Annotated in this window: 21 protein-coding genes and 1 pseudogene; 21 read left to right on the top strand and 1 reads right to left on the bottom strand. The window is 66.6% G+C overall.

All coding sequences use genetic code 11. The annotated features are described in order from the left end of the window. The first annotated feature begins 149 nt into the window (after positions 1-149). From AC10V3_RS18795 to AC10V3_RS18770, 6 genes are all read left to right on the top strand, one after another. Complete coding sequence (locus AC10V3_RS18795) at positions 150-710, top strand: shikimate kinase (RefSeq protein WP_041681165.1); 561 nt, start codon at positions 150-152, stop codon at positions 708-710. Then, positions 707-1,813: a 3-dehydroquinate synthase gene (aroB, locus tag AC10V3_RS18790; RefSeq protein ID WP_022536831.1), complete on the top strand. Its 1,107-nt coding sequence runs from the start codon at positions 707-709 to the stop codon at positions 1,811-1,813. The genes AC10V3_RS18795 and aroB overlap by 4 nt, the downstream gene beginning before the upstream one ends. Before the next feature lie 48 nt (positions 1,814-1,861). Beyond that, positions 1,862-2,998: a deoxyguanosinetriphosphate triphosphohydrolase gene (locus AC10V3_RS18785; protein WP_022536830.1), complete on the top strand. Its 1,137-nt coding sequence runs from the start codon at positions 1,862-1,864 to the stop codon at positions 2,996-2,998. 72 nt (positions 2,999-3,070) lie between these two features. After that, entirely contained in the window at positions 3,071-3,796 is a 726-nt protein-coding gene (locus AC10V3_RS18780) for a transposase (RefSeq protein WP_022536829.1), read from the top strand. 373 nt (positions 3,797-4,169) lie between these two features. Further along, a complete protein-coding gene (locus AC10V3_RS18775) occupies positions 4,170-8,879 on the top strand; it encodes a glutamate synthase-related protein (RefSeq protein ID WP_349605133.1) in 4,710 nt (1,569 codons plus the stop codon). Between the two features lie 120 nt (positions 8,880-8,999). Next, the gene (locus AC10V3_RS18770) at positions 9,000-10,463 is read left to right on the top strand and encodes a glutamate synthase subunit beta (RefSeq protein ID WP_022536827.1); all 1,464 of its coding nucleotides are present in this window, start codon (positions 9,000-9,002) and stop codon (positions 10,461-10,463) included. Between the two features lie 77 nt (positions 10,464-10,540). Here AC10V3_RS18770 and AC10V3_RS18765 read toward each other — a convergent pair whose 3' ends face one another. Next, positions 10,541-11,080 carry a GNAT family N-acetyltransferase gene (locus AC10V3_RS18765; RefSeq protein WP_490922727.1) on the bottom strand — a complete coding sequence of 180 codons (540 nt, stop codon included), beginning with the start codon at positions 11,078-11,080 and terminating at the stop codon, positions 10,541-10,543. 234 nt (positions 11,081-11,314) lie between these two features. Between AC10V3_RS18765 and AC10V3_RS18760 the strand changes: the two genes are divergently transcribed. From AC10V3_RS18760 to hisB, 15 genes and pseudogenes are all read left to right on the top strand, one after another. Beyond that, positions 11,315-12,403, top strand: coding sequence for a Bug family tripartite tricarboxylate transporter substrate binding protein (locus AC10V3_RS18760; protein ID WP_022536825.1), 1,089 nt, complete (start codon positions 11,315-11,317; stop codon positions 12,401-12,403). A 160-nt stretch (positions 12,404-12,563) separates the two neighbouring features. Then, positions 12,564-13,382, top strand: a complete 819-nt coding sequence (locus AC10V3_RS18755) for an ABC transporter ATP-binding protein (RefSeq protein WP_022536824.1) — start codon at positions 12,564-12,566, stop codon at positions 13,380-13,382. Further along, positions 13,379-14,158: a lipid asymmetry maintenance ABC transporter permease subunit MlaE gene (gene mlaE, locus AC10V3_RS18750; protein ID WP_022536823.1), complete on the top strand. Its 780-nt coding sequence runs from the start codon at positions 13,379-13,381 to the stop codon at positions 14,156-14,158. Before AC10V3_RS18755 ends, mlaE begins: the two co-directional genes overlap by 4 nt. 64 nt (positions 14,159-14,222) lie before the next feature. Then, positions 14,223-14,744, top strand: coding sequence for an outer membrane lipid asymmetry maintenance protein MlaD (gene mlaD, locus AC10V3_RS18745; RefSeq protein ID WP_022536822.1), 522 nt, complete (start codon positions 14,223-14,225; stop codon positions 14,742-14,744). Then, positions 14,741-15,733, top strand: coding sequence for an MlaA family lipoprotein (locus AC10V3_RS18740; protein WP_022536821.1), 993 nt, complete (start codon positions 14,741-14,743; stop codon positions 15,731-15,733). The genes mlaD and AC10V3_RS18740 overlap by 4 nt, the downstream gene beginning before the upstream one ends. 217 nt (positions 15,734-15,950) lie before the next feature. Next, positions 15,951-16,577, top strand: coding sequence for an MlaC/ttg2D family ABC transporter substrate-binding protein (locus AC10V3_RS18735; protein ID WP_022536820.1), 627 nt, complete (start codon positions 15,951-15,953; stop codon positions 16,575-16,577). Positions 16,578-16,722: 145 nt separating this feature from the next. Continuing rightward, positions 16,723-17,073, top strand: a pseudogene (locus AC10V3_RS18730) (STAS domain-containing protein); the annotation flags it as partial. Positions 17,074-17,344: 271 nt separating this feature from the next. Continuing rightward, the gene (locus AC10V3_RS18725) at positions 17,345-18,295 is read left to right on the top strand and encodes an ABC transporter ATP-binding protein (RefSeq protein WP_022536818.1); all 951 of its coding nucleotides are present in this window, start codon (positions 17,345-17,347) and stop codon (positions 18,293-18,295) included. After that, the gene (locus tag AC10V3_RS18720) at positions 18,292-19,113 is read left to right on the top strand and encodes an ABC transporter permease (protein ID WP_022536817.1); all 822 of its coding nucleotides are present in this window, start codon (positions 18,292-18,294) and stop codon (positions 19,111-19,113) included. Before AC10V3_RS18725 ends, AC10V3_RS18720 begins: the two co-directional genes overlap by 4 nt. Before the next feature lie 39 nt (positions 19,114-19,152). Next, a complete protein-coding gene (locus tag AC10V3_RS18715; RefSeq protein ID WP_010812335.1) occupies positions 19,153-19,401 on the top strand; it encodes a BolA family protein in 249 nt (82 codons plus the stop codon). 84 nt (positions 19,402-19,485) lie between these two features. Continuing rightward, the gene (gene murA / locus AC10V3_RS18710; protein ID WP_022536816.1) at positions 19,486-20,736 is read left to right on the top strand and encodes a UDP-N-acetylglucosamine 1-carboxyvinyltransferase; all 1,251 of its coding nucleotides are present in this window, start codon (positions 19,486-19,488) and stop codon (positions 20,734-20,736) included. 20 nt (positions 20,737-20,756) lie between these two features. Next, positions 20,757-21,431, top strand: a complete 675-nt coding sequence (gene hisG / locus AC10V3_RS18705; RefSeq protein WP_022536815.1) for an ATP phosphoribosyltransferase — start codon at positions 20,757-20,759, stop codon at positions 21,429-21,431. A 28-nt stretch (positions 21,432-21,459) separates the two neighbouring features. Then, the gene (gene hisD, locus AC10V3_RS18700) at positions 21,460-22,797 is read left to right on the top strand and encodes a histidinol dehydrogenase (RefSeq protein ID WP_022536814.1); all 1,338 of its coding nucleotides are present in this window, start codon (positions 21,460-21,462) and stop codon (positions 22,795-22,797) included. Positions 22,798-22,844: 47 nt separating this feature from the next. Further along, positions 22,845-23,945 (top strand): histidinol-phosphate transaminase, encoded by a 1,101-nt coding sequence (hisC, locus tag AC10V3_RS18695; protein WP_349605137.1) that lies wholly within the window; start codon positions 22,845-22,847, stop codon positions 23,943-23,945. Positions 23,946-23,949: 4 nt separating this feature from the next. Further along, positions 23,950-24,537 carry an imidazoleglycerol-phosphate dehydratase HisB gene (gene hisB / locus AC10V3_RS18690; protein WP_019451384.1) on the top strand — a complete coding sequence of 196 codons (588 nt, stop codon included), beginning with the start codon at positions 23,950-23,952 and terminating at the stop codon, positions 24,535-24,537. Positions 24,538-24,650: the final 113 nt, after the last annotated feature.

Below are 24,650 nucleotides of genomic sequence, written 5' to 3'. Positions count from 1 at the left end.
CCGGGGAGGACGGCCCGCATGCCGCGCTCCCGAACGACAGTCCAGTGACAGCCTCAGCGACAGGGCCGGCGGCACAGCGCCCCGCTCCGGATCGACGCGACTCCGATCTACCGGAATCCGATCGACCGAACCTCTTTTTCGTCGGCCTGATGGGCGCCGGCAAGACCACCGTGGGCCGCACGGTGGCGCGGCGCCTGCACTATCCGTTCTTCGATTCCGATCACGAGCTCGAGGCGCACTGCGGCGTGCGCATCCCGGTGATCTTCGAACACGAGGGCGAGGCGGGCTTCCGCGACCGCGAAGCCGCCATGATCCGCGAGCTGGCCGAGCGCCAGGGCATCGTGCTGGCCACCGGCGGCGGCGCCGTGCTGCGTGCCGAGAACCGCGAGGTGCTGAAGGCTCGCGGCACGGTCGTGTACCTGCGCGCCAGCCCACACGACCTGTGGCTGCGCACCCGCCACGACCGCAACCGCCCGCTGCTGCAGACCGAGGATCCCAAGGGCAAGCTCGAGGCGCTGTACGCCGAGCGCGACCCGCTTTACCGCGAGGTGGCGGACTTCATCATCGAAACCGGCAAGCCCTCGGTGGCGCAGCTTGCTAATATGGTGTTGATGCAACTCGAAATGGCCGGTTTCCCGATCGATCCCCCGCAGCCGGCCGCCGAGCAGTCCGGCCAGCCCGGGCAGCCGGCGCAGGACCCCAATCCATGATTACGCTTGAAGTTGACCTGGGAGCGCGAAGCTACCCCATCCATATTGGCACCGGCCTGCTCGACAACGCCGAGCTGCTGCGCCCGCACGTGCGCGGGCAACACGCCGTCATCGTCACCAATGAAACCGTGGGGCCGCTGTACGCGGCGCGGGTGGAAGCCAGCCTGAAGGCGCTGGGCAAGACCGTGCGCACCGTGACGCTGCCCGACGGAGAAGCCTTCAAGCACTGGGAAACGTTGAACCTGATCTTCGACGCGCTGCTGCGGGCCGGCGCCGACCGCAAGACCACGCTGGTCGCGCTGGGCGGCGGCGTGGTGGGCGACATGACCGGGTTTGCGGCCGCTTGCTACATGCGCGGCGTGCCCTTCATCCAGATGCCAACCACGCTGCTGGCGCAGGTCGATTCGTCGGTGGGCGGCAAGACCGGGATCAACCATCCGCTCGGCAAGAACATGATCGGCGCGTTCCACCAGCCCAACGCGGTGATCGCCGACATCGACACGCTGCGCACGCTGCCCCCGCGCGAGCTGGCCGCTGGCATGGCCGAGGTGATCAAGCATGGCGCCATCGCCGATGCGGAGTACTTTGGCTGGATCGAGCGCAATATCAAGGCGCTGAACGACTGCGCCCCGGAACTGATGGCGGTGGCCGTGCAGCGCTCGTGCGAGATCAAGGCCGGCGTGGTGGCGCAGGACGAGCGCGAGGGCGGCCTGCGCGCCATCCTCAATTTCGGCCACACCTTCGGCCACGCGATCGAGGCGGGCATGGGCTACGGCGCATGGCTGCACGGCGAGGCGGTGGGCTGCGGCATGGTGATGGCCGCCGACCTGTCGCACCGGCTTGGATTTATCGATATCGAGACGCTCGCGCGCATCCGCACGCTGACCCAGGCGGCCATGCTGCCGGTGGTGGCGCCGGAACTGGGCACCGATCGCTATATCGAACTGATGAAGGTCGACAAGAAGGCCGAGGCCGGCAGCATCAAGTTCATCCTGCTGAAGAAGCTCGGCGAGGCGTTCATTACCACCGTGCCCGATGCCGACCTGCGTGCCACGCTGCAGCACGCCGTTCTTAAACCTCCCACCGAGGCCACGGTCGCGTGATCGATCGGTTATGCCTCGCAACCCTGACCCAGCTCACCGGATTGCCGCATGACCGACTTTGAAAGCCATCTCGCCCCGTACGCCGCCCGCTCCGCGCAGACGCGCGGGCGGGTGCATGCCGAACCCGCGTCGCTGTCGCGCAGCGAATTCCAGCGCGACCGCGACCGGGTCATCCACAGCACGGCGTTCCGGCGGCTCGAGTACAAGACCCAGGTCTTCGTCAACCATGAGGGAGACCTGTTCCGCACCCGCCTGACCCATAGCCTGGAGGTGGCGCAGATCGCCCGCTCGATCGCGCGCAACCTGCGCCTCAACGAAGACCTGGTCGAGGCCATCTCGCTGGCGCACGACCTGGGCCATACGCCCTTTGGCCACGCCGGGCAGGATGCGCTCAACACCTGCATGAAGAATCACGGCGGCTTCGAGCACAACCTGCAGAGCCTGCTGGTGGTGGACGAGCTGGAAGAGCGCTACGGCGGCTTCAACGGGCTGAACCTGACCTTCGAGACGCGCGAGGGCATCCTCAAGCATTGCTCGCGCGTCAATGCCGCGGCGCTGGGCGAGCTGGGCCGGCGCTTCCTGGAAGGCACGCAGCCGTCGCTGGAGGCGCAACTGGCCAACCTGGCCGACGAGATTGCCTACAACAACCACGATATTGATGACGGCCTGCGCTCCGGCCTGCTGACGCTGGAACAGCTCGACGAAGTACCGATGTGGGAGCGCCACCGTGCCGAGGTGGCTGATGCCTTCCCCGGCATCAACGGCCGCCGCGCCATCAACGAGACGGTCCGGCGCATGATCAACACGCTGATCGTCGACCTGATCGAGACCACCAGCAGCAATATCGCCGCGGTCAACCCGCGCAATATCGACGCGGTTCGCGCCGCCGGCCCGCTGGTCGGCTTCAGCCCGCAGATCCACGAGGAAGCCGCGGCGCTCAAGCGCTTCCTGTTCCGGCACCTGTACCGGCACTACCTGGTGATGCGCATGTCGGCCAAGGCGCAGCGCATCGTCGGCGACCTGTTCCAGGCCTTTATGTCCGATCCACGCCTGCTGCCGCCACAGTACCAGGCCGGCCACGGCACCGAGCAGCCGCGGCTGATCGCGCATTACATCGCCGGCATGACCGACCGCTACGCGATCCGCGAGCATCGCCGCATCTTTGCCGTGAGCGAGGGCAACTGACAGCGGCGCGCCTGCGCATAATTGGGGACGGATCAGGCTATCATGCGGGCATCGATGCTCGCATGACCTGTCATGGCCCGCCTTCCCCGTTTCTCTCCCGCCGGTCTTCCCGCCCTGGTGTTGCAACGCGGCAACAACCGCCAGGACGTCTTCCTCGGTCCCGACGACTACCTGCACTACCTCGACTGCCTGCGCATGGCCGCGCGCGAGCATGACCTTGCGCTCCACGCCTACACGCTGCGGCCCAACCACGTGCACCTGGTGGCCACGCCCAAGGGGCCGGATTCACTGAGCCTGACCATGCAGGCGGTCGGCCGTCGCTACGCACGCTATTTCAACCGTGTGGCCGAGCGCACTGGCACGCTGTGGGAAGGGCGCTTCCGCTCGGCGGTGTTCGACCCGGCCCAGTGGATGCTGCCGGCCATGCTTTATGTCGAAGCGAACGCGCTGCGCGCCGGGGAGGTGAGCACGCCGGAGGCCGACCGCTGGAGCAGCTACCGCCATCACGCCGGCATCGAGGCCAGCCCGTTTGTAAGCGACCACTCTGCTTACTGGGAACTGGGCAATACGCCGTTCGAGCGCCAGTCCAACTATCGTTCGCTGACTGCCGAAGGCCTGTCGACCAAAACGCTGGCCACGCTGCGCAGTCACGCGCATAGCGGCTGGCCTCTTGGCGGCGAAGCATTCCTGGCGCAACTCGAACGCCATGCGACCCGGCGCGTTCAGCCGCTCCCGAAAGGGCGCCCCAAAAAGGTGCAAGCACCCACGGAAGACGTGGCCCAGTCGACGCAAAAATAACGTGTCCCCATTTAATCCGATCACCGAAACGGTGCGAATATTAATGTGTTCTGACCCTATTTAAAAATTTTGCGAGCCGAATAAGATTCCCATATAGTTGCTCCACCCACAGTAATTGTGCGGCGCGTCACGCTCGTGTACGCCGCTGCGGCCCGCAGACAGCTTCGTCCCCATTTCCCTTCCCGCCGGTCCACCGGTTTGGGTGGATATCAAGAAAGCGCGCGGTCCCCGTTCCGGTAGTCCAGCAATTCGCGCAGCCTTCACCGGAATCCAGCCCGTGGACCAAACGAAAAATCTTTCGGCCCAAGCGCAGACCAGCGAGCAAATCAGCGGATCCGAATCCGCCCTCGACTTGCGCCCCCAGGCGCAAGGCATGTACGACCCCAGCAACGAGCACGACGCCTGCGGCGTCGGCATGGTCGCGCATATCAAGGGCAAGAAGTCCCACGAGATCATCTCCCAGGGCCTGAAGATCCTGGAGAACCTGGACCACCGGGGTGCCGTCGGCGCGGACGCGCTGATGGGCGACGGTGCCGGTATCCTGGTCCAGATCCCCGACCAGTTCTATCGCGAGGAAATGGCCGCACAGGGCGTGAGCCTGCCGCCCGCCGGCGAATACGGCGTGGGCATGATCTTCCTGCCGAAGGAACACGCCTCGCGCCTGGCCTGCGAACAGGAACTGGAGCGCACGGTCCGCCTGGAAGGCCAGGTCGTGCTGGGCTGGCGCGACGTGCCGGTCGACTGCAACATGCCGATGTCGCCGACGGTGCGCAAGACCGAGCCGGTGATCCGCCAGATCTTCATCGGTCGCGGCCGCGACATCATGACCACGGACGCGCTGGAGCGTAAGCTCTACGTCATCCGCAAGACCGCCAGCCACGCCATCCAGGCGCTCAAGCTCAAGCACGGCAAGGAATACTTCGTGCCGTCGATGTCGGCCCGTACCGTGGTGTACAAGGGCCTGCTGCTGGCCAACCAGGTTGGCGAGTACTACCTGGACCTGCAGGACCCGCGCGCCGTCTCGGCCCTGGCCCTGGTGCACCAGCGCTTCTCGACCAACACTTTCCCGGCCTGGGAACTGGCCCACCCGTACCGCATGGTCGCCCACAACGGCGAAATCAACACAGTCAAGGGCAACGTCAACTGGATCAACGCGCGTACCGGCGCAATCTCGTCGCCGGTGCTGGGCGACGACCTGCCCAAGCTGTGGCCGCTGATCTATCCGGGCCAGTCCGACACGGCATCGTTCGACAACTGCCTCGAACTGCTGACGATGGCCGGCTACCCGCTCGTCCACGCGATGATGATGATGATCCCGGAAGCCTGGGAACAGCACACGCTGATGGACGACAACCGTCGCGCCTTCTACGAGTACCACGCCGCCATGATGGAGCCGTGGGACGGCCCGGCCGCGATCTGCTTCACCGATGGCCGCCAGATCGGCGCCACGCTGGACCGCAACGGCCTGCGCCCGGCGCGTTTCTACGTGACCGAGGACGACGTCGTGGTGCTGGCGTCCGAAGCCGGCGTGCTGCCGTTCCCCGAGTCGCGCATCGTTGAGAAGTGGCGCCTGCAGCCGGGCAAGATGTTCCTGATCGACATGGAGCAGGGCCGCATCATCGACGACAAGGAACTCAAGGACAACCTGGCCAACGCCAAGCCGTACAAGAGCTGGATCGACGCCGTCCGCATCAAGCTGGACGAGATCGACGCCAAGCCGGAAGACGTTGCCGCCGAGAAGAAGCCCGTGGCCAAGCTGCTGGACCGCCAGCAGGCCTTCGGCTACACCCAGGAAGACGTCAAGTTCCTGATGGCGCCGATGGCGCTGGCCGGCGAGGAAGCCACCGGCTCGATGGGCAACGACTCGCCCCTGGCCATCCTGTCGTCCAAGAACAAGACGCTGTATCACTACTTCAAGCAGCTGTTCGCCCAGGTCACCAACCCGCCGATCGACCCGATCCGCGAGAACATGGTGATGTCGCTGGTGTCGTTCATCGGCCCGAAGCCGAACCTGCTGGAGCTGAACAACATCAACCCGCCGATGCGTCTCGAAGTGTCCCAGCCCGTGCTGGACTTCAAGGACATCGCCAAGATCCGCAACATCGAGCACTACACCGGCGGCAAGTTCCGTGCTTACGAACTGAACATCTGCTACCCGACCGCCTGGGGCAAGGAAGGCATTGAAGCGCGCCTGGCGTCGCTGTGCGCCGAAGCCGTGGATGCGGTGCGTTCGGGCTACAACATCCTGATCGTGACCGACCGCCCGGTGGATGCCGACCATGTCGCGATCCCCGCGCTGCTGGCCACGTCCGCGATCCACCACCACCTGGTGGAAAAGGGCCTGCGTACGTCGACCGGCCTGGTGGTCGAGACCGGCACCGCGCGTGAAGTGCATCACTTCGCGCTGCTGGCCGGCTACGGCGCCGAAGCCGTGCACCCGTACCTGGCGATGGAAACCCTGGCCGACATGGCCAGCGGCCTGTCGGGCGACCTGTCGCCCGAGAAGGCGGTCAAGAACTTCGTCAAGGCGGTCGGCAAGGGCCTGTTCAAGGTGATGTCCAAGATGGGCATCTCCACGTACATGTCGTACACCGGCGCGCAGATCTTCGAAGCCATCGGCCTGTCGCGCGAACTGGTGCAGAAGTACTTCCACGGCACGCCGTCGAATGTCGAGGGCATCGGCATCTTCGAGGTGGCCGAGGAAGCGCTGCGCCTGCACAAGGATGCTTTTGGCAACAACCCGGTGCTGGAAAGCATGCTCGACGCCGGCGGCGAGTACGCCTTCCGCATCCGCGGCGAAGAGCATATGTGGACCCCGGACTCGATCGCCAAGCTGCAGCACTCGGTGCGCGCTGACGACGGCAAGGGCGCCTACCAGACGTACAAGGAATACGCCAACATCATCAACGACCAGAGCAAGCGCCACATGACGCTGCGTGGTCTGTTCGAGTTCAAGGTCGATCCGGCCAAGGCGATTCCGCTGGAAGAAGTCGAGCCCGCCAAGGAAATCGTGCGGCGCTTCGCCACCGGCGCGATGTCGCTGGGCTCGATCTCGACCGAAGCCCACACCACGCTGGCGCTGGCGATGAACCGCATCGGCGGCAAGTCCAACACCGGTGAAGGTGGCGAGGACGAGAAGCGCTACCGCAACGAGCTGCGCGGCATCCCCATCAAGCAGGGCGATACCCTCAAGGGCCTGCTGGGCGACGGCGTGATCGAGAAGGACCTGGAACTGCGCGACGGCGACTCGCTGCGCTCCAAGATCAAGCAGGTGGCGTCGGGCCGTTTCGGCGTGACCGCCGAGTACCTGGCTTCGGCCGACCAGATCCAGATCAAGATGGCGCAGGGCGCGAAGCCCGGTGAAGGCGGCCAGCTGCCGGGCCACAAGGTCTCGGACTACATCGGCAAGCTGCGTTACTCGGTGCCGGGCGTGGGCCTGATCTCGCCGCCCCCGCACCATGACATCTACTCGATCGAGGACCTCGCACAGCTGATCCACGACCTGAAGAACGTCAACCCGTCGTCGGACATCTCGGTCAAGCTGGTGTCCGAAGTGGGCGTCGGCACGGTGGCCGCGGGCGTGTCCAAGGCCAAGGCCGACCACGTGGTGATCGCCGGCCATGACGGCGGCACCGGCGCCTCGCCGTGGTCGTCGATCAAGCACGCCGGCACGCCGTGGGAGCTGGGCCTGGCCGAGACGCAGCAGACGCTGCTGCTCAACGGGCTGCGCAACCGCATCCGCGTGCAGGCCGACGGCCAGATGAAGACCGGCCGCGACGTCGTCATCGGCGCGCTGCTGGGCGCCGACGAGTTCGGCTTCGCCACCGCGCCGCTGGTTGCGGAAGGCTGCATCATGATGCGCAAGTGCCACCTGAACACCTGCCCGGTGGGCGTGGCCACGCAGGATCCGCAGCTGCGCAAGAAATTCCAGGGCAAGCCGGAACACGTGGTGAACTTCTTCTTCTTCGTTGCAGAAGAGGCCCGCGAGATCATGGCCCAGCTGGGCATCCGCACCTTCGACGAGCTGATCGGCCGCGCCGACCTGCTCGACACCAAGGCGGGCATCGAGCACTGGAAGGCGCGCGGCCTGGACTTCAGCCGCATCTTCCACCAGGTGTCGCTGGGCGCGGACGTGCCGCTGTACCACACCGACGTGCAGGACCATGGGCTGTCGGCGGAAGCCGGCAAGGCGCTGGACCACGTGCTGATCGCCAAGGCGCGTCCGGCGATCGAGAAGGGCGAGCGTGTCTCGTTCATCCAGCCGGTCAAGAACGTCAACCGTACGGTGGGCGCGATGCTGTCCGGCGTGGTCGCCAAGCAGCACGGCCATGAAGGCCTGCCCGACGACACCATCCACATCCAGCTGCAAGGCACCGCCGGCCAGTCGTTCGGCGCGTTCCTGGCGCACGGCATCACGCTGGACCTGGTGGGCGACGGCAACGACTACGTCGGCAAGGGCCTGTCGGGCGGCCGCGTGATCGTGCGCGCTCCGCATGAGTTCCGTGGCGATCCGACCCGCAACATCATCGTCGGGAACACCGTGCTGTACGGTGCCATCGCCGGTGAAGCGTTCTTCAACGGCGTGGCCGGCGAGCGCTTCGCGGTGCGCAACTCCGGCGCGGCGGCCGTGGTGGAAGGCACCGGCGACCACGGTTGCGAGTACATGACCGGCGGCACGGTGGTGGTGCTGGGCGGCACCGGCCGTAACTTCGCTGCCGGCATGTCGGGTGGCGTGGCCTACGTCTACGACGAGGACGGCCTGTTCGACAAGCGCTGCAACACCTCGATGGTGGCACTGGAAGCGGTGCTGGCCTCGGCCGACCAGGAGAAGGGCCAGCCGCAGGCTTCGTGGCACAAGGTCGACGGCAAGCGCCAACTGGATGAAATCATCCTGCGCAACCTGATCGAGCAGCATTTCCGTTACACCGGTTCCGAGCGCGCCAAGGCGCTGCTGGCTGACTGGACCACGGCGCGCCGCAAGTTCGTCAAGGTCTTCCCGACCGAGTACAAGCGCGCGCTGGGCGAGATGTACGCCAAGGAACAGGCCGCCCGCGACAGCGACCGCGAAGCCATCGCGGCCTGAAGCACAGCAAACCAACGTAGCGACGGGGCGCGGCAGCCGCCGCGGCCCCCGACAAGATACTGACCCCACCGCAGGGCCGGCGATGCCGCCGGTCCCGCGCAGCATGACCAAGGACGCAACATGGGTAAGGCGACTGGCTTTCTCGAATTTCCGCGCCAGAATGAGGGCTACGAACCGGTAGTCAAGCGCGTGAAGCACTACAAGGAATTCGTGTTCGCGCTGTCCGACAGCGAAGCGAAGCTCCAGGGTGCGCGCTGCATGGACTGTGGCATCCCGTTCTGCAACAACGGCTGCCCGGTCAACAACATCATTCCCGACTTCAACGACCTGGTGTACCGCCAGGACTGGAAGTCGGCGATCGAGGTGCTGCACCAGACCAACAACTTCCCCGAGTTCACCGGCCGCATCTGCCCGGCACCGTGCGAAGCCGCCTGCACGCTGGGCATCAACGAGCTGCCGGTCGGCATCAAGTCGATCGAGCACGCCATCATCGACAAGGCCTGGGAAGAAGGCTGGGTCGCGCCGCAGGCGCCCAAGCACAGGACCGGCAAGACCGTGGCCGTGGTCGGTTCCGGCCCCGCCGGCATGGCCGCCGCGCAGCAGCTGGCACGTGCCGGCCATGACGTGACCGTGTTCGAGAAGAACGACCGCATCGGCGGCCTGCTGCGCTACGGCATCCCCGACTTCAAGATGGAGAAGACGCTGATCGACCGCCGCATGGAGCAGATGCAGGCCGAAGGCGTGACCTTCCGCGCCGGCGTGATGGTGACCGACGGCGAGCTGCCTGCCGGCATCAAGAACTACGCGCGGGAAACCATCTCGGCCCAGGCCCTGATGGAGCAGTTCGACGCCGTGGTGCTGGCGGGCGGCTCGGAAGTGCCGCGCGACCTGCCCGTGCCGGGCCGCGACCTGGCCGGCATCCACTACGCGCTTGAATTCCTGATTCCGCAGAACAAGGAAGTGGCTGGCGACGGCGAGAACGAGATCCGTGCCGAAGGCAAGAACGTGATCGTGATCGGCGGCGGCGATACCGGCTCCGACTGCGTGGGCACGTCCAACCGCCACGGCGCCACCTCGGTGACACAGTTCGAGCTGCTGCCGCAGCCGCCGGAAGAAGAGAACAAGCCGCTGGTGTGGCCGTACTGGCCGATCAAGCTGCGCACCTCGTCCTCGCACGACGAAGGCTGCGAGCGCGACTGGTCGGTCGCCACCAAGGAATTCATTGGCGAGAACGGCAAGGTCACGGCTCTGAAGGCCTGCCGCGTCGAATGGAAGAATGGCCGCATGCAGGAAGTCGAAGGCAGCGAGTTCATCCTGCCGGCCGACCTGGTGCTGCTGGCGATGGGCTTCACCAACCCGGTGGGCTCGATGCTGGAAGCGTTCGGCGTGGACACCGACGCGCGCAAGAACGCCAAGGCCGCCACGGAGGGCGAGCGCGCCTACCACACCAACGTGCCCAAGGTGTTCGCCGCCGGCGACGTGCGCCGTGGCCAGTCGCTGGTGGTGTGGGCCATTCGCGAAGGCCGCCAGGCCGCGCGTTCGGTCGACGCCTTCCTGATGGGCCACAGCGACCTGCCGCGCTGATCCACAGGCTTCGGCCGCAAGAGAAAGCCCGCCTGGCGCAAGCCGGCGGGCTTTTTCTCTTGGTGCAGGCTCGGCGCTCAGTCCGCCAGCGCGCGTTCCATCAGCACCGCGTTCGCGCCATAGTCGGCCAGCTTGGCGGCATGCCGCGACGCTGTCCCAGCGGCCACCGGCGCGTACCCAAGCCTGCGCCACCATGACGCGGCCGACTGCACCGCAATCAGCCGCGAACGCCCGAGCCCGGTCGAGCGTGCTGCCGCCAGCGCCGCCGCATACAGTCTTGGCGCCAGCCCAGCGCCGCGCCCGGCGGGCGCCACGGCCATGTCATGGACGAACCACGTCAGCGACTCCGGCGCGGACGCACCGCGCCAGCCGTCGTCCAGCACGCCATCCAGCGGCGGCAGGCTGGCTTCGAGCCAGGGATGCGTGAACAGGTAGGCGGCGAGGGCGCCCGGGTCGCGTGGGTCTGGTGCGACCCAGCAGGTGGCAGGGGACAGCGCGAGCCTGCTGGCCAGTGCCTGCTCGCTTTCGAGCAGCACCTCCGTGTAACAGCTGGCCTGCACCGGCAGCACGGCCGGCAGGTCCGCGGCCACCATCGGCCGCAGCGTGAAAATCGTCATCGCGCGATTATAGCCGGCGACCCCTGCCGGGCCCCTCTGCGCTGGCGCCTGATGGCAGGTTTGGCAAGGCTGTACAAGGCCTTCAGGGTTCTCCCGGCTATGGTTTACGTGCCTGTAGTGGCCTCGGTAATGTCCCTACAATTTTTAAAAAACCATTAACGGAAACCGCCTCGAAAATCCTTTTTCCCCAGAACCCGCTCGCGGTCTTCTCAGGAGATCGTCCGGAGGAAATTGATGCCCGAAGTGCGCAATTTGTCGCAGCTTTGGCGAGGTAAAGCGAAGTTCGCGACGGAGCGCGGCGCTTTGGCGCGGCTCTGCCGCTGGCTGCAACCTTTCCTGTACTTGTACGCGCTGGGGTGTACCACGCTCGCGCTAGCGGTACCTGCCATGCCCGCGCTTGCCGGTCCGCAACTGGTGCGCGCCATTTCGTTCCCGGATCGCCCAATGCGCCTGATCGTGCCGTTCCCGGCGGGCGGCGTGGCCGACGCCGTTGCGCGCATGCTGGCCGAGCGCTTGTCCGCGCGCCTAGGCGTGCCGATGGAGGTTGACAATCGCCCCGGCGCGGCCGGCACCACCGCCGGCGATGTGGTCGCCAAGGCCAGTTCCGATGGCCATACACTGCTGTTCCACCAGGCAAATATGCTGATCCAGCCCGGGCTGGAGCCGGTGCCCTATGACGTCGTGCGCGACTTCACGCCGGTGGCGCGCGTTGCCACCACGCCGATGTTCCTGGTGATCGACGCCCGGCTGCCGATGCGCACGCCAGAGCAATGGATGACGGCGGTGAGGTCCAACCCCGGTTCGTACAGCTACGGCTACGGCCAGCCCGGCAGCCCATCGCACCTCTATGCCGAATACGCGGTGCGCGGCATCCCCAACAGCGTGCCGCTGGTCATCGCCAAGGGCGAGGCCGCGGTGGTGCAGGAGATGTTGGCCGGCCGCATCAGTGCCTGCTTCTGTTCCTTCGCCGCAGTGCAGAGCCAAGTCAAGAGTGGAGCGCTGCGGCTGATCGGCGTCACCGGCGTGGCGCGCTCGACGCTGGCGCCGCTGGTGCCGACACTGCAGGAGTCGGGCATGGAGGGCTATGCCGCGGTGGCGTGGTTCGGCGTGATGGCGCCGGCCAAGACCCCGCGCGCGATCGTGGCGCGGCTGGCGGGCGAACTCGACGGCGTGATGGCCGAGCGCGAGGTGCGTTCGCGCCTGATGGCGGCGGGACTGACGCCCTTGCGCGACTCGCCGGAGGCGTTCGCCACCGCGATCCGCTCGGAATCGATCCAGTGGCAGGTCATCCTCAAGGACGTCGCGCATACGCAGGCGCCGTGAGGCACGAGCACTGAGCCGCACGCCAGAGAGCCGCCGTCCCGGTCGTTGTGCAGGGCCCGGGAGCGATTGTTCCAATCCGGTCAACGTAGCGTGTGACACACGGTACAGCGCGCCTAGGTAGTAGACCTTATAATGCGCGACTGTCCCGACCGGTGCTAACGTGACCGATTCTGCTCAAAACCTCGTCGAACTGAACGCGGTGGATTTCGCTTATGCGGACCACGGCAAGCCGATCCTGTCCGGCCTGACCATGCAATTCCCGCGTGGCAAGGTGATTGCGGTGATGGGCGGCTCGGGTTGCGGCAAGACGACGGTGTTGCGCCTGATCGGCGGCCAGGTGCGTCCACAGGCGGGCGCGGTGCGCTTTGCCGGCACCGATATCCACACGGTGGATATGCGCGGCCTGTACGCGGTGCGACGCCAGATGGGCATGCTGTTCCAGTTCGGCGCGCTGTTTACCGACTTGTCGGTGTTCGATAATGTGGCCTTCCCGCTACGCGAGCACACCGACCTGCCCGAGTCGATGATCCGCGACCTGGTGCTGATGAAGCTCAATGCGGTCGGCCTGCGCGGCGCGCGCGCGCTGATGCCGTCGCAGATTTCGGGCGGCATGGCGCGGCGCGTGGCGCTGGCGCGTGCGATCGCGCTGGATCCGGCGCTGCTGATGTATGACGAGCCCTTCGCCGGGCTGGACCCGATCTCGCTCGGCCTGACTGCGCGCCTGATCCGCAGCCTAAATGACGCGCTCGGCGCGACCACGATCATCGTCTCGCACGACGTGCACGAGACATTCCAGATCGCCGACTACGTCTACTTCATTGCCGACGGGCGCATCGCGGCGCAGGGCGAGCCCGAGGCGTTGCGCGCCTCCACCGACCCGTTCGTGCACCAGTTCGTCCATGCCGAGGCCGATGGCCCGGTGCCGTTCCACTATCCGGGGCCGTCGCTGGCCGAGGACTTTGCCGGAGGTGCGCGGTGATCGGTTTCTTCACCACCATCGGCGCGGCAGTGCGCCGCAATGTCTCGGGCGTGGGCCATGCCACGCGCATGTTCCTGGCGCTGATGGGCCTGTCGCCGGCGCTGCTGCGCCGCTTCCGGCTGGTGACCGACCAGGTCTTCTTCGTCGGCAACCTGTCGCTGGTAATCATTGCCGTGTCGGGCCTCTTTGTCGGCTTCGTGCTGGGCCTGCAGGGCTACTACACGCTGAACCGCTACGGTTCCGAGCAGGCGCTCGGGCTGCTGGTGGCGCTGTCACTGGTGCGCGAGCTGGGGCCGGTGGTGACCGCGCTGCTGTTCGCCGGCCGCGCCGGCACCTCGCTCACTGCGGAGATCGGCCTGATGAAAGCCGGCGAGCAACTCACGGCGATGGAAATGATGGCAGTGAACCCGCTGCAGCGCGTGATCGCGCCGCGCTTCTGGGCGGGCGTGATCGCCATGCCGGTGCTGGCGGCGATCTTCAGCGCAGTGGGCATCCTGGGCGGCTACGTGGTCGGCGTGCAGCTGATCGGCGTGGACGCGGGCGCTTTCTGGTCGCAGATGCAGGGCGGCGTCGACGTGCGTGCCGACGTGCTCAACGGCGTGATCAAGAGCTTTATCTTTGGCATTGCTGTGACATTTATTGCCCTGTACCAGGGCTTCGAGGCCAAGCCCACGCCCGAAGGCGTCTCGCGCGCGACCACCCGCACCGTGGTGATCGCGTCGCTGGCCGTGCTGGGGCTGGATTTCCTGCTGACCGCGCTGATGTTCAGCAACTGACGCGGGCCGCAGTGACAACAAGACAGCGACAAGACATAAAACGGGGTTGAAGAAAGAGATTCCAATGAAAAAGAACACACTCGATTTCTGGGTGGGCCTGTTCGTGGTGGCGGGGTTCGTGGCCCTGCTGTTCCTGGCCCTCAAGGCGGGGAACATGAGCGCCTTCTCCTTCCAGGAAACCTACAGCGTGCAGGCGCGCTTCGACAATATCGGCGGGCTCAAGCCGCGCGCGCCGGTCAAGAGCGCTGGCGTGGTGGTCGGCCGCGTGGCGGCGATCCGCTTCGACGACAAGACCTACCAGGCCACTGTCGAGATGAGCCTGGAGAAGCGCTACGAGTTCCCCAAGGACACCTCGGCCAAGATCCTGACCTCGGGCCTTCTGGGTGAGCAGTACATCGGCCTCGAAGCCGGCGGCGACACCGCCATGCTGGCCGACGGCGCGCGCATCACCATGACGCAGTCGGCGGTGGTGCTGGAAAACCTGATCGGCCAGTTCCTGTACAACAAGGCGGCCGATGCCGGCGGCAGCAGCGGTGGCTCGGCTACCGGCGCCAGCGCGCCGGCGCCCGGCGGAGAGCTCAAATGAGCGCTGCGCCATCCGTCTATCGGGGCAGCGCCGCGCGCCGCCCGGCGGCCAGGCTGCTGGCAGCGCTAGCCGCCGCCGTGCTGGCCGGCTGCGCCACCGGTCCGAACGCCAACCCCAGGGATCCGCTGGAGCCGTTCAACCGCGAGGTCGCGAAGATCAACGAGGACTTCGACAAGGGCATCCTGCGCCCGGTCGCCGAGGTCTACGCCGACTACATGCCCACGCCAGTGCAGCGCGCGGTGGAGAACTTCTTCTCCAACGTGAGCGATGTCTACTCGGCGGTGAATAACCTGCTGCAGGGCAAGCCCACGCGCGCGGCGGAAGACTCCATGCGCGTGGCGATGAACAGCGTTCTGGGCATCGGCGGCCTGATCGATATCGCCACCCCGGCCGGCCTGCCCAAGTACAAGGAAGACTTCGGCCAGACCCTGGGCGTGTGGGGCGTGCCGCAGGGGCCGTACCTGGTGCTGCCGCTGTTCGGGCCGAGCACGGTGCGCGACACCGGCGGCATGCTGGTGGATCGCCAGTTCGACCCGTCGGCCTATCTGTACCCGGTGTCGCTGCGCAATTCGCTGACCGGCGTGCGCATCGTGGCCGGCCGGGCGCAACTGCTGGGGGCAAGCAACCTGCTCGAGCAGGCGGCCTTGGACAAGTACTCGTTCCTGCGCGATTCCTACCTGCAGCGCCGCCAGTACCTGGTCTACGACGGCAACCCGCCGGAAGCCGAAGCGGATGCCGACAGCGATGAGTCGGCGCCGGCAGCCCCGGCCGCGCCCGAGGGCGAGAAGCCCGCGGCGCCCGCCGAGCCGGCTCCCGCTCCGGCGCCGGCTGACGCTTCAGCCGCGCCTCCGGCTCCGGCTCCTGATCCGGCATCAGCCCCGCAGCAAACGGCGCCCTCCGGCAATATCCAGCCGGAAAGCCAGAGCCTGCCGGTGCCAGCGGTGGAGCCGATGCAGCGGATCGTGCCGGGCGTCATCCGCATACGCTGAAACCATTGTGGCGCGGGCACGCAACAGGCCTGCGCCCAGGCTGTGAATGCCCTGTGAGGGCTGAAACAATTTGTTTGGAAGTGGCGGGAAATGCCCGGCGACCCGCCACCAGCCGGCCGGGCTTGTGTTCCAATCACCGCAAGGCCGCGCGCCACCAGCGACGCTGGCTAATTCGCCCCCATCGGCGAGAAACGTCTCAGATGAAGAAGGAAAATCCATGATAAAGCGACTGTTGGTCCCCTTCCTTACCGTAGTTGCCTTCGCAGGCGCGGCCCACGCCCAGGTGTCCCCGGACGCGGCCACCCCGGACGGGCTGGTCAAGGCACTGGTCAACGACGTGATGTCGACCGTCAAGGCCGACAAGGACATGCAGGCCGGCAATATCGCCAAGATCACCGCGCTGGTCGAGCAGAAGATCATACCCAACGCGAACTTCCAGAAGACCACGCAGATCGCGATGGGCCGCAATTGGTCCAAGGCCACGCCCGAGCAGCAGAAGCAGATCACCGATGAGTTCAAGACCCTGCTGATCCGCACCTACGCCGGCGCCATCGCCCAGATCCGCGACCAGACCGTGCAGTACCGCCCGTACCGCGGCACGCCTGAAGATACCGACGCGACCATCCGCACCCAGGTGATCAACAAGGGCGAGCCAATCCAGATGGACTACCGCCTGGAGAAGACCGCACAAGGCTGGAGGCTCTATGACATCAACGTGCTGGGCGCGTGGCTGACCGAGGCCTACAAGGGCAGTTTCAACACCATCGTCGGCCAGCAGGGCGTCGAGGGCGTGATCAAGACGCTGCAGGACCGCAACCGCCAGCTCGCCAACGCCAAGAGCTGACGCGGCTGCCCCGGCGCGCCGCTGCGATGCAGCAAGGTGCGCCGATCTCCTCTACAATAGCCGTTCGCGGCACCGGCTCCCGCCAAAGTGCGGGAGCCGTCGTTTCTGCCGCGGCTTTCGCTTTCTTCCCTCCAGGCCACTACACGCATCCATGCTTTCGCTGGGTACCTCGCTGACCAACCAGAACGCCGCCACCGTGCTGCGCGACGGGCTGGCGCGCGTCGCGCAGGGGGATGTGCAAGTGGACTGCACCGGCCTCACGCAGGTCGACTCCGCCGCTGTCGCCGTACTGCTGGCCTGGCATCGCGCCGCCGCGGCACGCAACCTGGCGCTTTCGCTGCGCGGCGTGCCGGCCGGACTGTCGCAACTGGCAAGCCTGTACGGCGTGGACGGCCTTCTGGGCCTGGTGCCCGCGGCTGCGCGCGACGTTGCGCCGGAAGCCGAACTGGCCTTCTCCCCGGCAGGTTCCCAACTGGAACACCACCACCGACATTGATCCGGCATCGCCGGCCCGCCATCACGGCGGCCACCAGCGATGCCCCGGCGGCTGCCTGGCGCGGTCGCCGCGCCACAGAGCGGGGGCAGGACGGCTCAGGGGCGGATCAAGCGGGACTCACCCCGCATCCCCTATAATTCCGGGTTGTTCGCCCATCCCCCCGCCCACCCCCGGTTCGTGCCTGCCGGGCCAGGGTAGCCAGGGCACGCAGTTGCTCCCCATTTCCAGGCGGTCGCCCCCCAAAAGGCGCTCCCGCCACAAACAATCGGCCATGAAAGCCATTGAAATCCACGACGTTCGCAAGCGCTACCGCAACCTGCAGGCGCTCAAGGGCGTCAGCTTCACCGTCGAACGCGGCGAATTCTTCGGGCTGCTCGGGCCCAACGGCGCCGGCAAGACCACGCTGATCTCGATCCTCGCCGGCCTGAACCGCGCCGATTCCGGCCGCGTCAGTGTGCTGGGCCACGATGTGGTGTCCGACTACCGGATGGCGCGGCGTATGCTGGGCGTGGTCCCGCAGGAACTGGTGTTCGACCCGTTCTTCACGGTGCGCGAAACGCTGCGGCTGCAGTCCGGCTACTTCGGCCTCACGCGCAATGACGACTGGATCGACGAGATCATGGCCAACCTGGACCTGACCGGGAAGGCCGATGCCAATATGCGCCAGCTCTCCGGCGGCATGAAGCGGCGCGTGCTGGTGGCGCAGGCGCTGGTGCACCGCCCGCCGGTTATCGTGCTGGACGAACCGACCGCCGGTGTCGACGTGGAACTGCGCCAGACGCTGTGGAAGTTCATCTCGCGCCTGAACCGGGAAGGCCACACCATCATCCTGACCACGCATTACCTGGAAGAGGCCGAGGCGCTGTGCGACCGCATCGCCATGCTCAAGTTCGGCGAAGTGGTGGCGCTGGACCGCACCAGCAACCTGCTGACGCAGTTTGCCGGGCTGCAGTTGGTGCTGACCTTCGCGCACGGCGGCCTGCCGCCGGCGCTGGAGCCGCTGCGCATGCCGGCCATCCCCGGCGAGCGCGCGGTGCGTCTGCGGCTGTCGGGCTACCAGGCGGTGGAACCGATCCTGGCAGCCTGCCGCGAAGCAGGCTGTGACATCGAAGACATGGAAATCAACAAGGCCGACCTCGAAGACGTGTTTGTCCAGATCATGCGCCGCGAGGGGCATATGCCCGGCGCGCTGCCCGATCCCGCCATGGAGGCTGCGGCATGAAGCAACCCGGCGACATCGAGATCCTGGACGACGCCCGCCTCGCGCCGATGGCGGTGGGCGGCCTGGTGGGCTTCCGCACCCTGCTGTACAAGGAAGTGCTGCGCTTCTGGAAGGTCAGCTTCCAGACCGTGGCCGCGCCCGTGCTGACCGCGGTGCTGTACCTGCTGATCTTCGGCCATGTGCTGGAAGACCGCGTCAAGGTCTACGACCAGATCAGCTACACCGCCTTCCTGGTGCCCGGCCTGGTTATGATGAGCGTGCTGCAGAACGCGTTCGCCAACAGCTCGTCGTCACTGATCCAGTCCAAGATCACCGGCAACCTGGTGTTCGTGCTGCTGCCGCCGCTGTCGCACTGGGAGATGTTCGGCGCCTACGTGGTGGCCTCGGTGATCCGCGGGCTGACCGTGGGGCTGGGCGTGCTGCTGGTGACGGCGTGGTTCGCCAACCTGCATTTCGCCAATGTGGGCTGGATCCTCGTCTTTGCGCTGCTGGGCGCGGGCATCCTCGGCACGCTGGGCCTGATCGCCGGCATCTGGGCCGAGAAGTTCGACCAGCTCGCCGCGTTCCAGAACTTCCTGATCATGCCGGCGACCTTCCTGTCCGGTGTGTTCTATTCGATCCACTCGCTGCCCGCCTTCTGGCAGGCGGTGTCCCATGCCAATCCGTTCTTCTACATGATCGACGGCTTCCGCTATGGCTTCTTCGGCGTCTCGGACGTGTCGCCGCTGTTCAGCCTGGCGGTAGTCGGATCGGCCTTCGTGGTGCTTGCCGCGCTGGCGCTGCGGCTGCTGAAGTCCGGATACAAGCTGCGCCACTGAACGTCGGCCGGCCCTACTGAATACGCTGAAGAGAACCCCATGCTGCCAACACCGGAACAAGTCAGGGATTACATTGCCCAAGGATTGCCCTGCGAACATCTGCAAGTCGAGGGCGACGGCCAGCACTTCTTTGCCACCATCGTCAGCGCCGAGTTTGAAGGCAAGCGGCTGATCCAGCGCCACCAGCGCGTGTATGCGGCGCTGGGCGACCGGATGCGCGCCGAAATCCATGCGCTGTCGATGAAGACGCTGACGCCCGCTGAATGGCAGGCCGGCGAGGGCAAATAGGCCTCGTCGGCAACATCGCGCCGCGCCGCATGCGCGGCCCCAGAACAATGACGCCGGGCGTGTGCCCGGCCAGAACGACAGAACATGGACAAATTCCAGATCCACGGCAACGGCCCGCTGAAGGGCGAAATCCGCGTTTCGGGTGCCAAGAACGCCGCGTTGCCGATCCTGTGTGCCGGCCTGCTGACGGCCGATACCATTTCGCTCGATAACGTGCCCAACCTGCAGGACGTGCGCACCACGCTCAAGCTGCTGCGCCAGATGGGCATGCAGGCCGAGCTCGACGGTGCCCGCGTGAGCCTGAACGGCGCCGGCGTCAATTCCTACGAAGCGCCGTACGAGATGGTGAAGACCATGCGCGCCTCGATCCTGGTGCTCGGTCCGCTGGTGGCCCGCTTCGGCGAGGCCCGCGTGTCGTTGCCCGGCGGCTGCGGCATCGGCGCGCGCCCGGTCGACCAGCACATCAAGGGCCTGCAGGCGATGGGCGCCGAGATCACCATCGAACACGGCTTTATCCATGCCCGCGCCAAACGGCTGAAGGGCACGCGCGTGGTCACTGACATGATCACCGTGACCGGCACCGAGAACCTGCTGATGGCCGCCACCCTGGCCGAAGGCGAGACCGTGCTGGAAAACGCCGCGCGCGAGCCCGAGGTGACCGATCTGGCCCACCTGCTGGTCAAGATGGGTGCCAAGATCGAAGGCATCGGCACGGACCGCCTGGTAGTGCACGGCGTCGAGCGCCTGCACGGCGCCAGCCACAGCGTGATCGCCGACCGCATCGAAGCCGGCACCTTCCTGTGCGCCGCGGCCGCGACGCTGGGCGACCTGGTGCTGCGCGGCGTGCAGACTGACATCCTTGACACCGTGCTCGACAAGCTGCGCGAAGCCGGCGCCCGCATCGAGACCGGCGCCGACTGGATCCGACTGGCCATGCCGCACCGTGCCAAGGCCGTCAGTTTCCGCACCTCGGAATACCCGGCCTTCCCGACCGACATGCAGGCCCAGTTCATGGCGCTCAATGCCGTGGCCGAAGGCACAGCGCGCGTGACCGAGACCATCTTCGAAAACCGCTTCATGCACGTCCAGGAACTGAACCGCCTGGGCGCCGACATCGCGGTCGAAGGCAATACCGCGGTGGTCAACGGCGTGGCGCGCCTGTCCGGTGCCAACGTGATGGCGACCGATCTGCGCGCTTCGGCCAGCCTGGTGATCGCCGGCCTGGTCGCCGACGGCGAGACCGTGATCGACCGCATCTACCACCTGGACCGCGGCTACGACCGCATGGAAGACAAGCTGTCTGCAGTGGGCGCCAAGATCCGCCGCATGGCTTGAGCACCGAGGACTGACGCCCGATGAGCCCCACTTTCAACGCTTCGCCCAACCAGCTTACGCTGGCGCTGTCCAAGGGCCGCATCTTCACCGAGACGCTGCCGCTGCTTGAGGCTGCCGGTATCCGCGTCACCGAAGACCCGGAAACCTCGCGCAAGCTGATCCTGCCCACCTCCGATCCGGCCGTGCGCGTGGTGATCGTGCGCGCCTCGGACGTGCCCACCTACGTGCAGTACGGCGCCGCCGATTTCGGTGTGGCCGGCAAGGACGTGCTGATGGAAAACGGCATGGCCGGCCTGTACGCGCCGATCGACCTGAACATCGCGCGCTGCCGCATGTCGGTGGCGGTGCCCGCCGGGTTTGACTATGCCAACGCGGTGCGCCAGGGCGCGCGCCTGGCGGTGGCCACCAAGTACGTGCAGACCGCGCGCGAGCATTTTGCGAAAAAGGGCGTTCACGTCGACCTGATCAAGCTGTACGGTTCCATGGAGCTGGGCCCGCTGGTGGGCCTGTCCGATGCCATCGTCGACCTGGTCAGCACCGGCAGCACGCTGCGCGCCAACAACCTGGTCGAGGTGGAGGAGATCGTGCAGATCTCGTCGCGGCTGGTGGTGAACCAGGCCGCGCTCAAACTGAAGCGCGAGCGGCTGGCGCCGATCCTCGACGCATTCGAACGCGCTTCGGCGGCGCTGGCCTGAGGCCGGGCCGCCTGAGAGGAAAGAAGTCATGAACGCAACCGAAATGGAAAACCTGCCGATCCGCCGGCTTGATTCCAGCGAGCCCGGCTTTGCCGAGGCGCTGCGCCAGGTGCTGGCCTTCGAGGCCGGCGAGGACGAGGCCATCGACCGCGCCGCGGCGCAGATCCTGGCAGACGTGAAGGCGCGCGGGGATGCCGCAGTGCTGGAATACACCAAGCGTTTCGACCGCGTGGAAGCGTCGTCGATGGGCGCGCTGGAAGTGTCGCAGCAGCAGTTGGAAGCCGCGCTCGAGGACCTCGAGCCTAAGCGCCGCGCCGCGCTGGAGGCCGCCGCCGCGCGTGTGCGTGCCTACCACGAGAAGCAGAAGATCGAGTGCGGCAGCCACAGTTGGGAATACACCGAGGCCGACGGCACCATGCTGGGCCAGAAGGTGACCCCGCTGGACCGCGTCGGCATCTATGTGCCGGGCGGCAAGGCCGCGTATCCGTCGTCGGTGCTGATGAATGCGATCCCGGCGCGCGTCGCGGGCGTCAAGGAAATCATCATGGTCGTGCCCACGCCGGGCGGCGTGCGCAACGAGCTGGTGCTGGCGGCCGCGCAGATCGCCGGCGTGGACCGCGTGTTCACCATCGGCGGTGCGCAGGCTGTTGGCGCGCTGGCCTACGGCACCGCCACGCTGCCGCAGGTCGACAAGATCGTTGGCCCGGGCAATGCCTACGTGGCCGCGGCCAAGCGGCGCGTGTTCGGCACCGTCGGCATCGACATGATCGCCGGTCCGTCCGAGATCCTGGTGATCTGTGACGGCACCACCGACCCCGACTGGGTGGCGATGGACCTGTTCTCGCAGGCCGAGCACGACGAGCTGGCGCAGTCGATCCTGCTGTGCCCGGACTCGGAATATATCGCCCGCGTCGAAGCCAGCATCCAGCGCCAGCTCGGCACCATGCCGCGCCGCGACGTGATCGCCGCGTCGATCTCCGGCCGCGGCGCGCTGATCAAGGTGCGCGACATGGAAGAAGCCTGCGAGATCGCCAATGCGATCGCGCCCGAGCACCTGGAAATCTCCGCCGAGAACCCGCGCCAGTGGAGCGAGAAGATCCGCCACGCCGGCGCCATTTTCCTCGGCCGCTATACCAGCGAATCGCTGGGTGACTACTGCGCCGGTCCCAACCACGTGCTGCCGACCTCGCGCACCGCGCGCTTCTCGTCGCCGCTGGGGGTCTATGACTTCCAGAAGCGTTCGAGCCTGATCGAAGTGAGCGAGGGCGGGGCGAAGATGCTCGGCCAGATCGCCGCCGAACTCGCGTACGGCGAAGGCCTGCAGGCCCACGCGCGCAGCGCGGAATATCGTTTCAAACGCAATTGATTTACTGACCCACGCTGCCTGATAAAGCAGCCAACTTTGGAGTTTCCATGTCAGCCGTAGAGCCCTCCCTGATCGAACGCATCATCCGTGACGACGTACGCGCCATGGGCGCCTACCACGTGCCGGATTCGCACGGTCTGGTCAAGCTCGACGCGATGGAGAACCCGTACCGGCTGCCGCCCGAGCTGCGCCGCGAACTGGCCGAGCGCCTGGGCGAGGTCGCGTTGAACCGCTACCCGGTGCCCAGCAGCGAAGCCCTGCGCGCGAAGCTGAAGACCGTGATGCAGGTGCCCGCCGGCATGGACGTTCTGCTCGGCAACGGCTCGGACGAGATCATCAGCATGCTGGCGCTGGCCGCGGCCAAGCCGGGCGCGAAGGTGATGGCGCCGGTGCCGGGCTTCGTGATGTACGCGATGTCGGCGCAGTTTGCCGGCCTGCAGTTCGTCGGCGTGCCGCTGCGCGCGGACTTCACGCTCGATCGCGCCGCCATGTTGGCCGCGATGGCCGAGCAGCAGCCCGCCATCATTTACCTGGCCTACCCGAACAACCCAACCGGCAACCTGTTCGATGCCGCCGACATGGAGGCCATCGTGCGCGCCGCCCAGGGCGAGATCTGCAACAGCCTGGTGGTGGTGGACGAGGCCTACCAGCCGTTCGCGCAGCACAGCTGGATGCCGCGCCTGACGGATTTCGGCAACCTGCTGGTGATGCGCACCGTATCCAAGCTGGGCCTGGCCGGCATCCGCCTGGGCTACCTGGCCGGCGCGCCGGAATGGCTGGCGCAAATCGACAAGGTGCGTCCCCCGTACAACGTCAACGTGCTGACCGAAGCCACCGCGCTGTTCGCGCTGGAGCATGTGTTGGTGCTGGACGAACAGGCCGCACAACTGCGCGCCGAACGCACCCGCGTGGCCGACGGCATGGCCGCGCAAGCGGGGGTGACGGTGTTCCCCAGCGCCGCCAACTTCCTGCTCGCGCGCGTGCCGGATGCCGCACAGACGTTCGACCGGCTGCTGGCGCGCAAGGTGTTGATCAAGAACGTGAGTAAAATGCACCCGTTGCTGGCCAATTGTCTGCGCGTCACGGTCAGCACGCCCGAAGAAAACGCGCAGTTCCTTGAGGCATTCGCAGCGTCGCTGCAGGATTAACACCATGCGTGTTGCAGAGGTCACCCGCAATACTTCGGAAACGCAAATCCGCGTTTCCCTGAATCTCGACGGCACCGGCCGCCAGAAACTGGCGTCCGGCGTGCCGTTCCTCGACCACATGCTGGATCAGATCGCCCGGCACGGCATGTTCGACCTGGAGGTCGAAGCCACCGGCGACACGCATATCGACGACCACCACACGGTGGAAGACGTTGGCATCACGCTTGGCCAGGCCGTGGCCCGGGCCATCGGCGACAAGAAGGGCATCACCCGCTACGGCCACAGCTATGTGCCGCTGGATGAATGCCTGTCGCGCGTGGTGATCGACTTCTCCGGCCGCCCCGGCCTGGAATTCCACGTGCCGTTCACGCGTGCGCGCGTGGGCAGCTTCGACGTCGACCTGACCATCGAGTTCTTCCGCGGCTTCGTCAACCATGCGGGCGTGACCCTGCATATCGACAACCTGCGCGGCATCAATGCCCACCACCAGTGCGAAACCGTGTTCAAGGCCTTTGGCCGGGCCCTGCGCATGGCGGTGGAGCTGGACCCGCGCGCGGCGAACACGATCCCGTCGACCAAGGGTACGCTCTGAGGCGCCTGCCAACGCATCGACAACGCATCGACCACTTCGAACAACCGTAGGCGTGCCGGCTGGTTGCGGCGCCCGCTGACCTTTTCCAGGCCCCCAGGCTGAATCCGCCAGCG

This window comes from Cupriavidus sp. PB-02 (assembly GCF_058252315.1).
The sequence above is the reverse complement of the archived record's forward strand: the minus strand, read 5'-3'. Positions and strand labels throughout refer to the sequence as shown.

Bases quoted from the DNA above. Each gene is read 5' to 3' on its own strand.
- AC10V3_RS18795 (WP_041681165.1), top strand. From the start codon at position 150: ATGGGCGCCGGCAAGACCACCGTGGGCCGCACGGTGGCGCGGCGCCTG.
- aroB (WP_022536831.1), top strand. From the start codon at position 707: ATGATTACGCTTGAAGTTGACCTGGGAGCGCGAAGCTACCCCATCCAT.
- AC10V3_RS18785 (WP_022536830.1), top strand. From the start codon at position 1,862: ATGACCGACTTTGAAAGCCATCTCGCCCCGTACGCCGCCCGCTCCGCG.
- AC10V3_RS18780 (WP_022536829.1), top strand. From the start codon at position 3,071: ATGGCCCGCCTTCCCCGTTTCTCTCCCGCCGGTCTTCCCGCCCTGGTG.
- AC10V3_RS18775 (WP_349605133.1), top strand. From the start codon at position 4,170: ATGTACGACCCCAGCAACGAGCACGACGCCTGCGGCGTCGGCATGGTC.
- AC10V3_RS18770 (WP_022536827.1), top strand. From the start codon at position 9,000: ATGGGTAAGGCGACTGGCTTTCTCGAATTTCCGCGCCAGAATGAGGGC.
- AC10V3_RS18765 (WP_490922727.1), bottom strand. From the start codon at position 11,080: ATGACGATTTTCACGCTGCGGCCGATGGTGGCCGCGGACCTGCCGGCC.
- AC10V3_RS18760 (WP_022536825.1), top strand. From the start codon at position 11,315: ATGCCCGAAGTGCGCAATTTGTCGCAGCTTTGGCGAGGTAAAGCGAAG.
- mlaD (WP_022536822.1), top strand. From the start codon at position 14,223: ATGAAAAAGAACACACTCGATTTCTGGGTGGGCCTGTTCGTGGTGGCG.
- AC10V3_RS18740 (WP_022536821.1), top strand. From the start codon at position 14,741: ATGAGCGCTGCGCCATCCGTCTATCGGGGCAGCGCCGCGCGCCGCCCG.
- AC10V3_RS18735 (WP_022536820.1), top strand. From the start codon at position 15,951: ATGATAAAGCGACTGTTGGTCCCCTTCCTTACCGTAGTTGCCTTCGCA.
- AC10V3_RS18725 (WP_022536818.1), top strand. From the start codon at position 17,345: ATGAAAGCCATTGAAATCCACGACGTTCGCAAGCGCTACCGCAACCTG.
- AC10V3_RS18720 (WP_022536817.1), top strand. From the start codon at position 18,292: ATGAAGCAACCCGGCGACATCGAGATCCTGGACGACGCCCGCCTCGCG.
- AC10V3_RS18715 (WP_010812335.1), top strand. From the start codon at position 19,153: ATGCTGCCAACACCGGAACAAGTCAGGGATTACATTGCCCAAGGATTG.
- murA (WP_022536816.1), top strand. From the start codon at position 19,486: ATGGACAAATTCCAGATCCACGGCAACGGCCCGCTGAAGGGCGAAATC.
- hisG (WP_022536815.1), top strand. From the start codon at position 20,757: ATGAGCCCCACTTTCAACGCTTCGCCCAACCAGCTTACGCTGGCGCTG.
- hisD (WP_022536814.1), top strand. From the start codon at position 21,460: ATGAACGCAACCGAAATGGAAAACCTGCCGATCCGCCGGCTTGATTCC.
- hisC (WP_349605137.1), top strand. From the start codon at position 22,845: ATGTCAGCCGTAGAGCCCTCCCTGATCGAACGCATCATCCGTGACGAC.
- hisB (WP_019451384.1), top strand. From the start codon at position 23,950: ATGCGTGTTGCAGAGGTCACCCGCAATACTTCGGAAACGCAAATCCGC.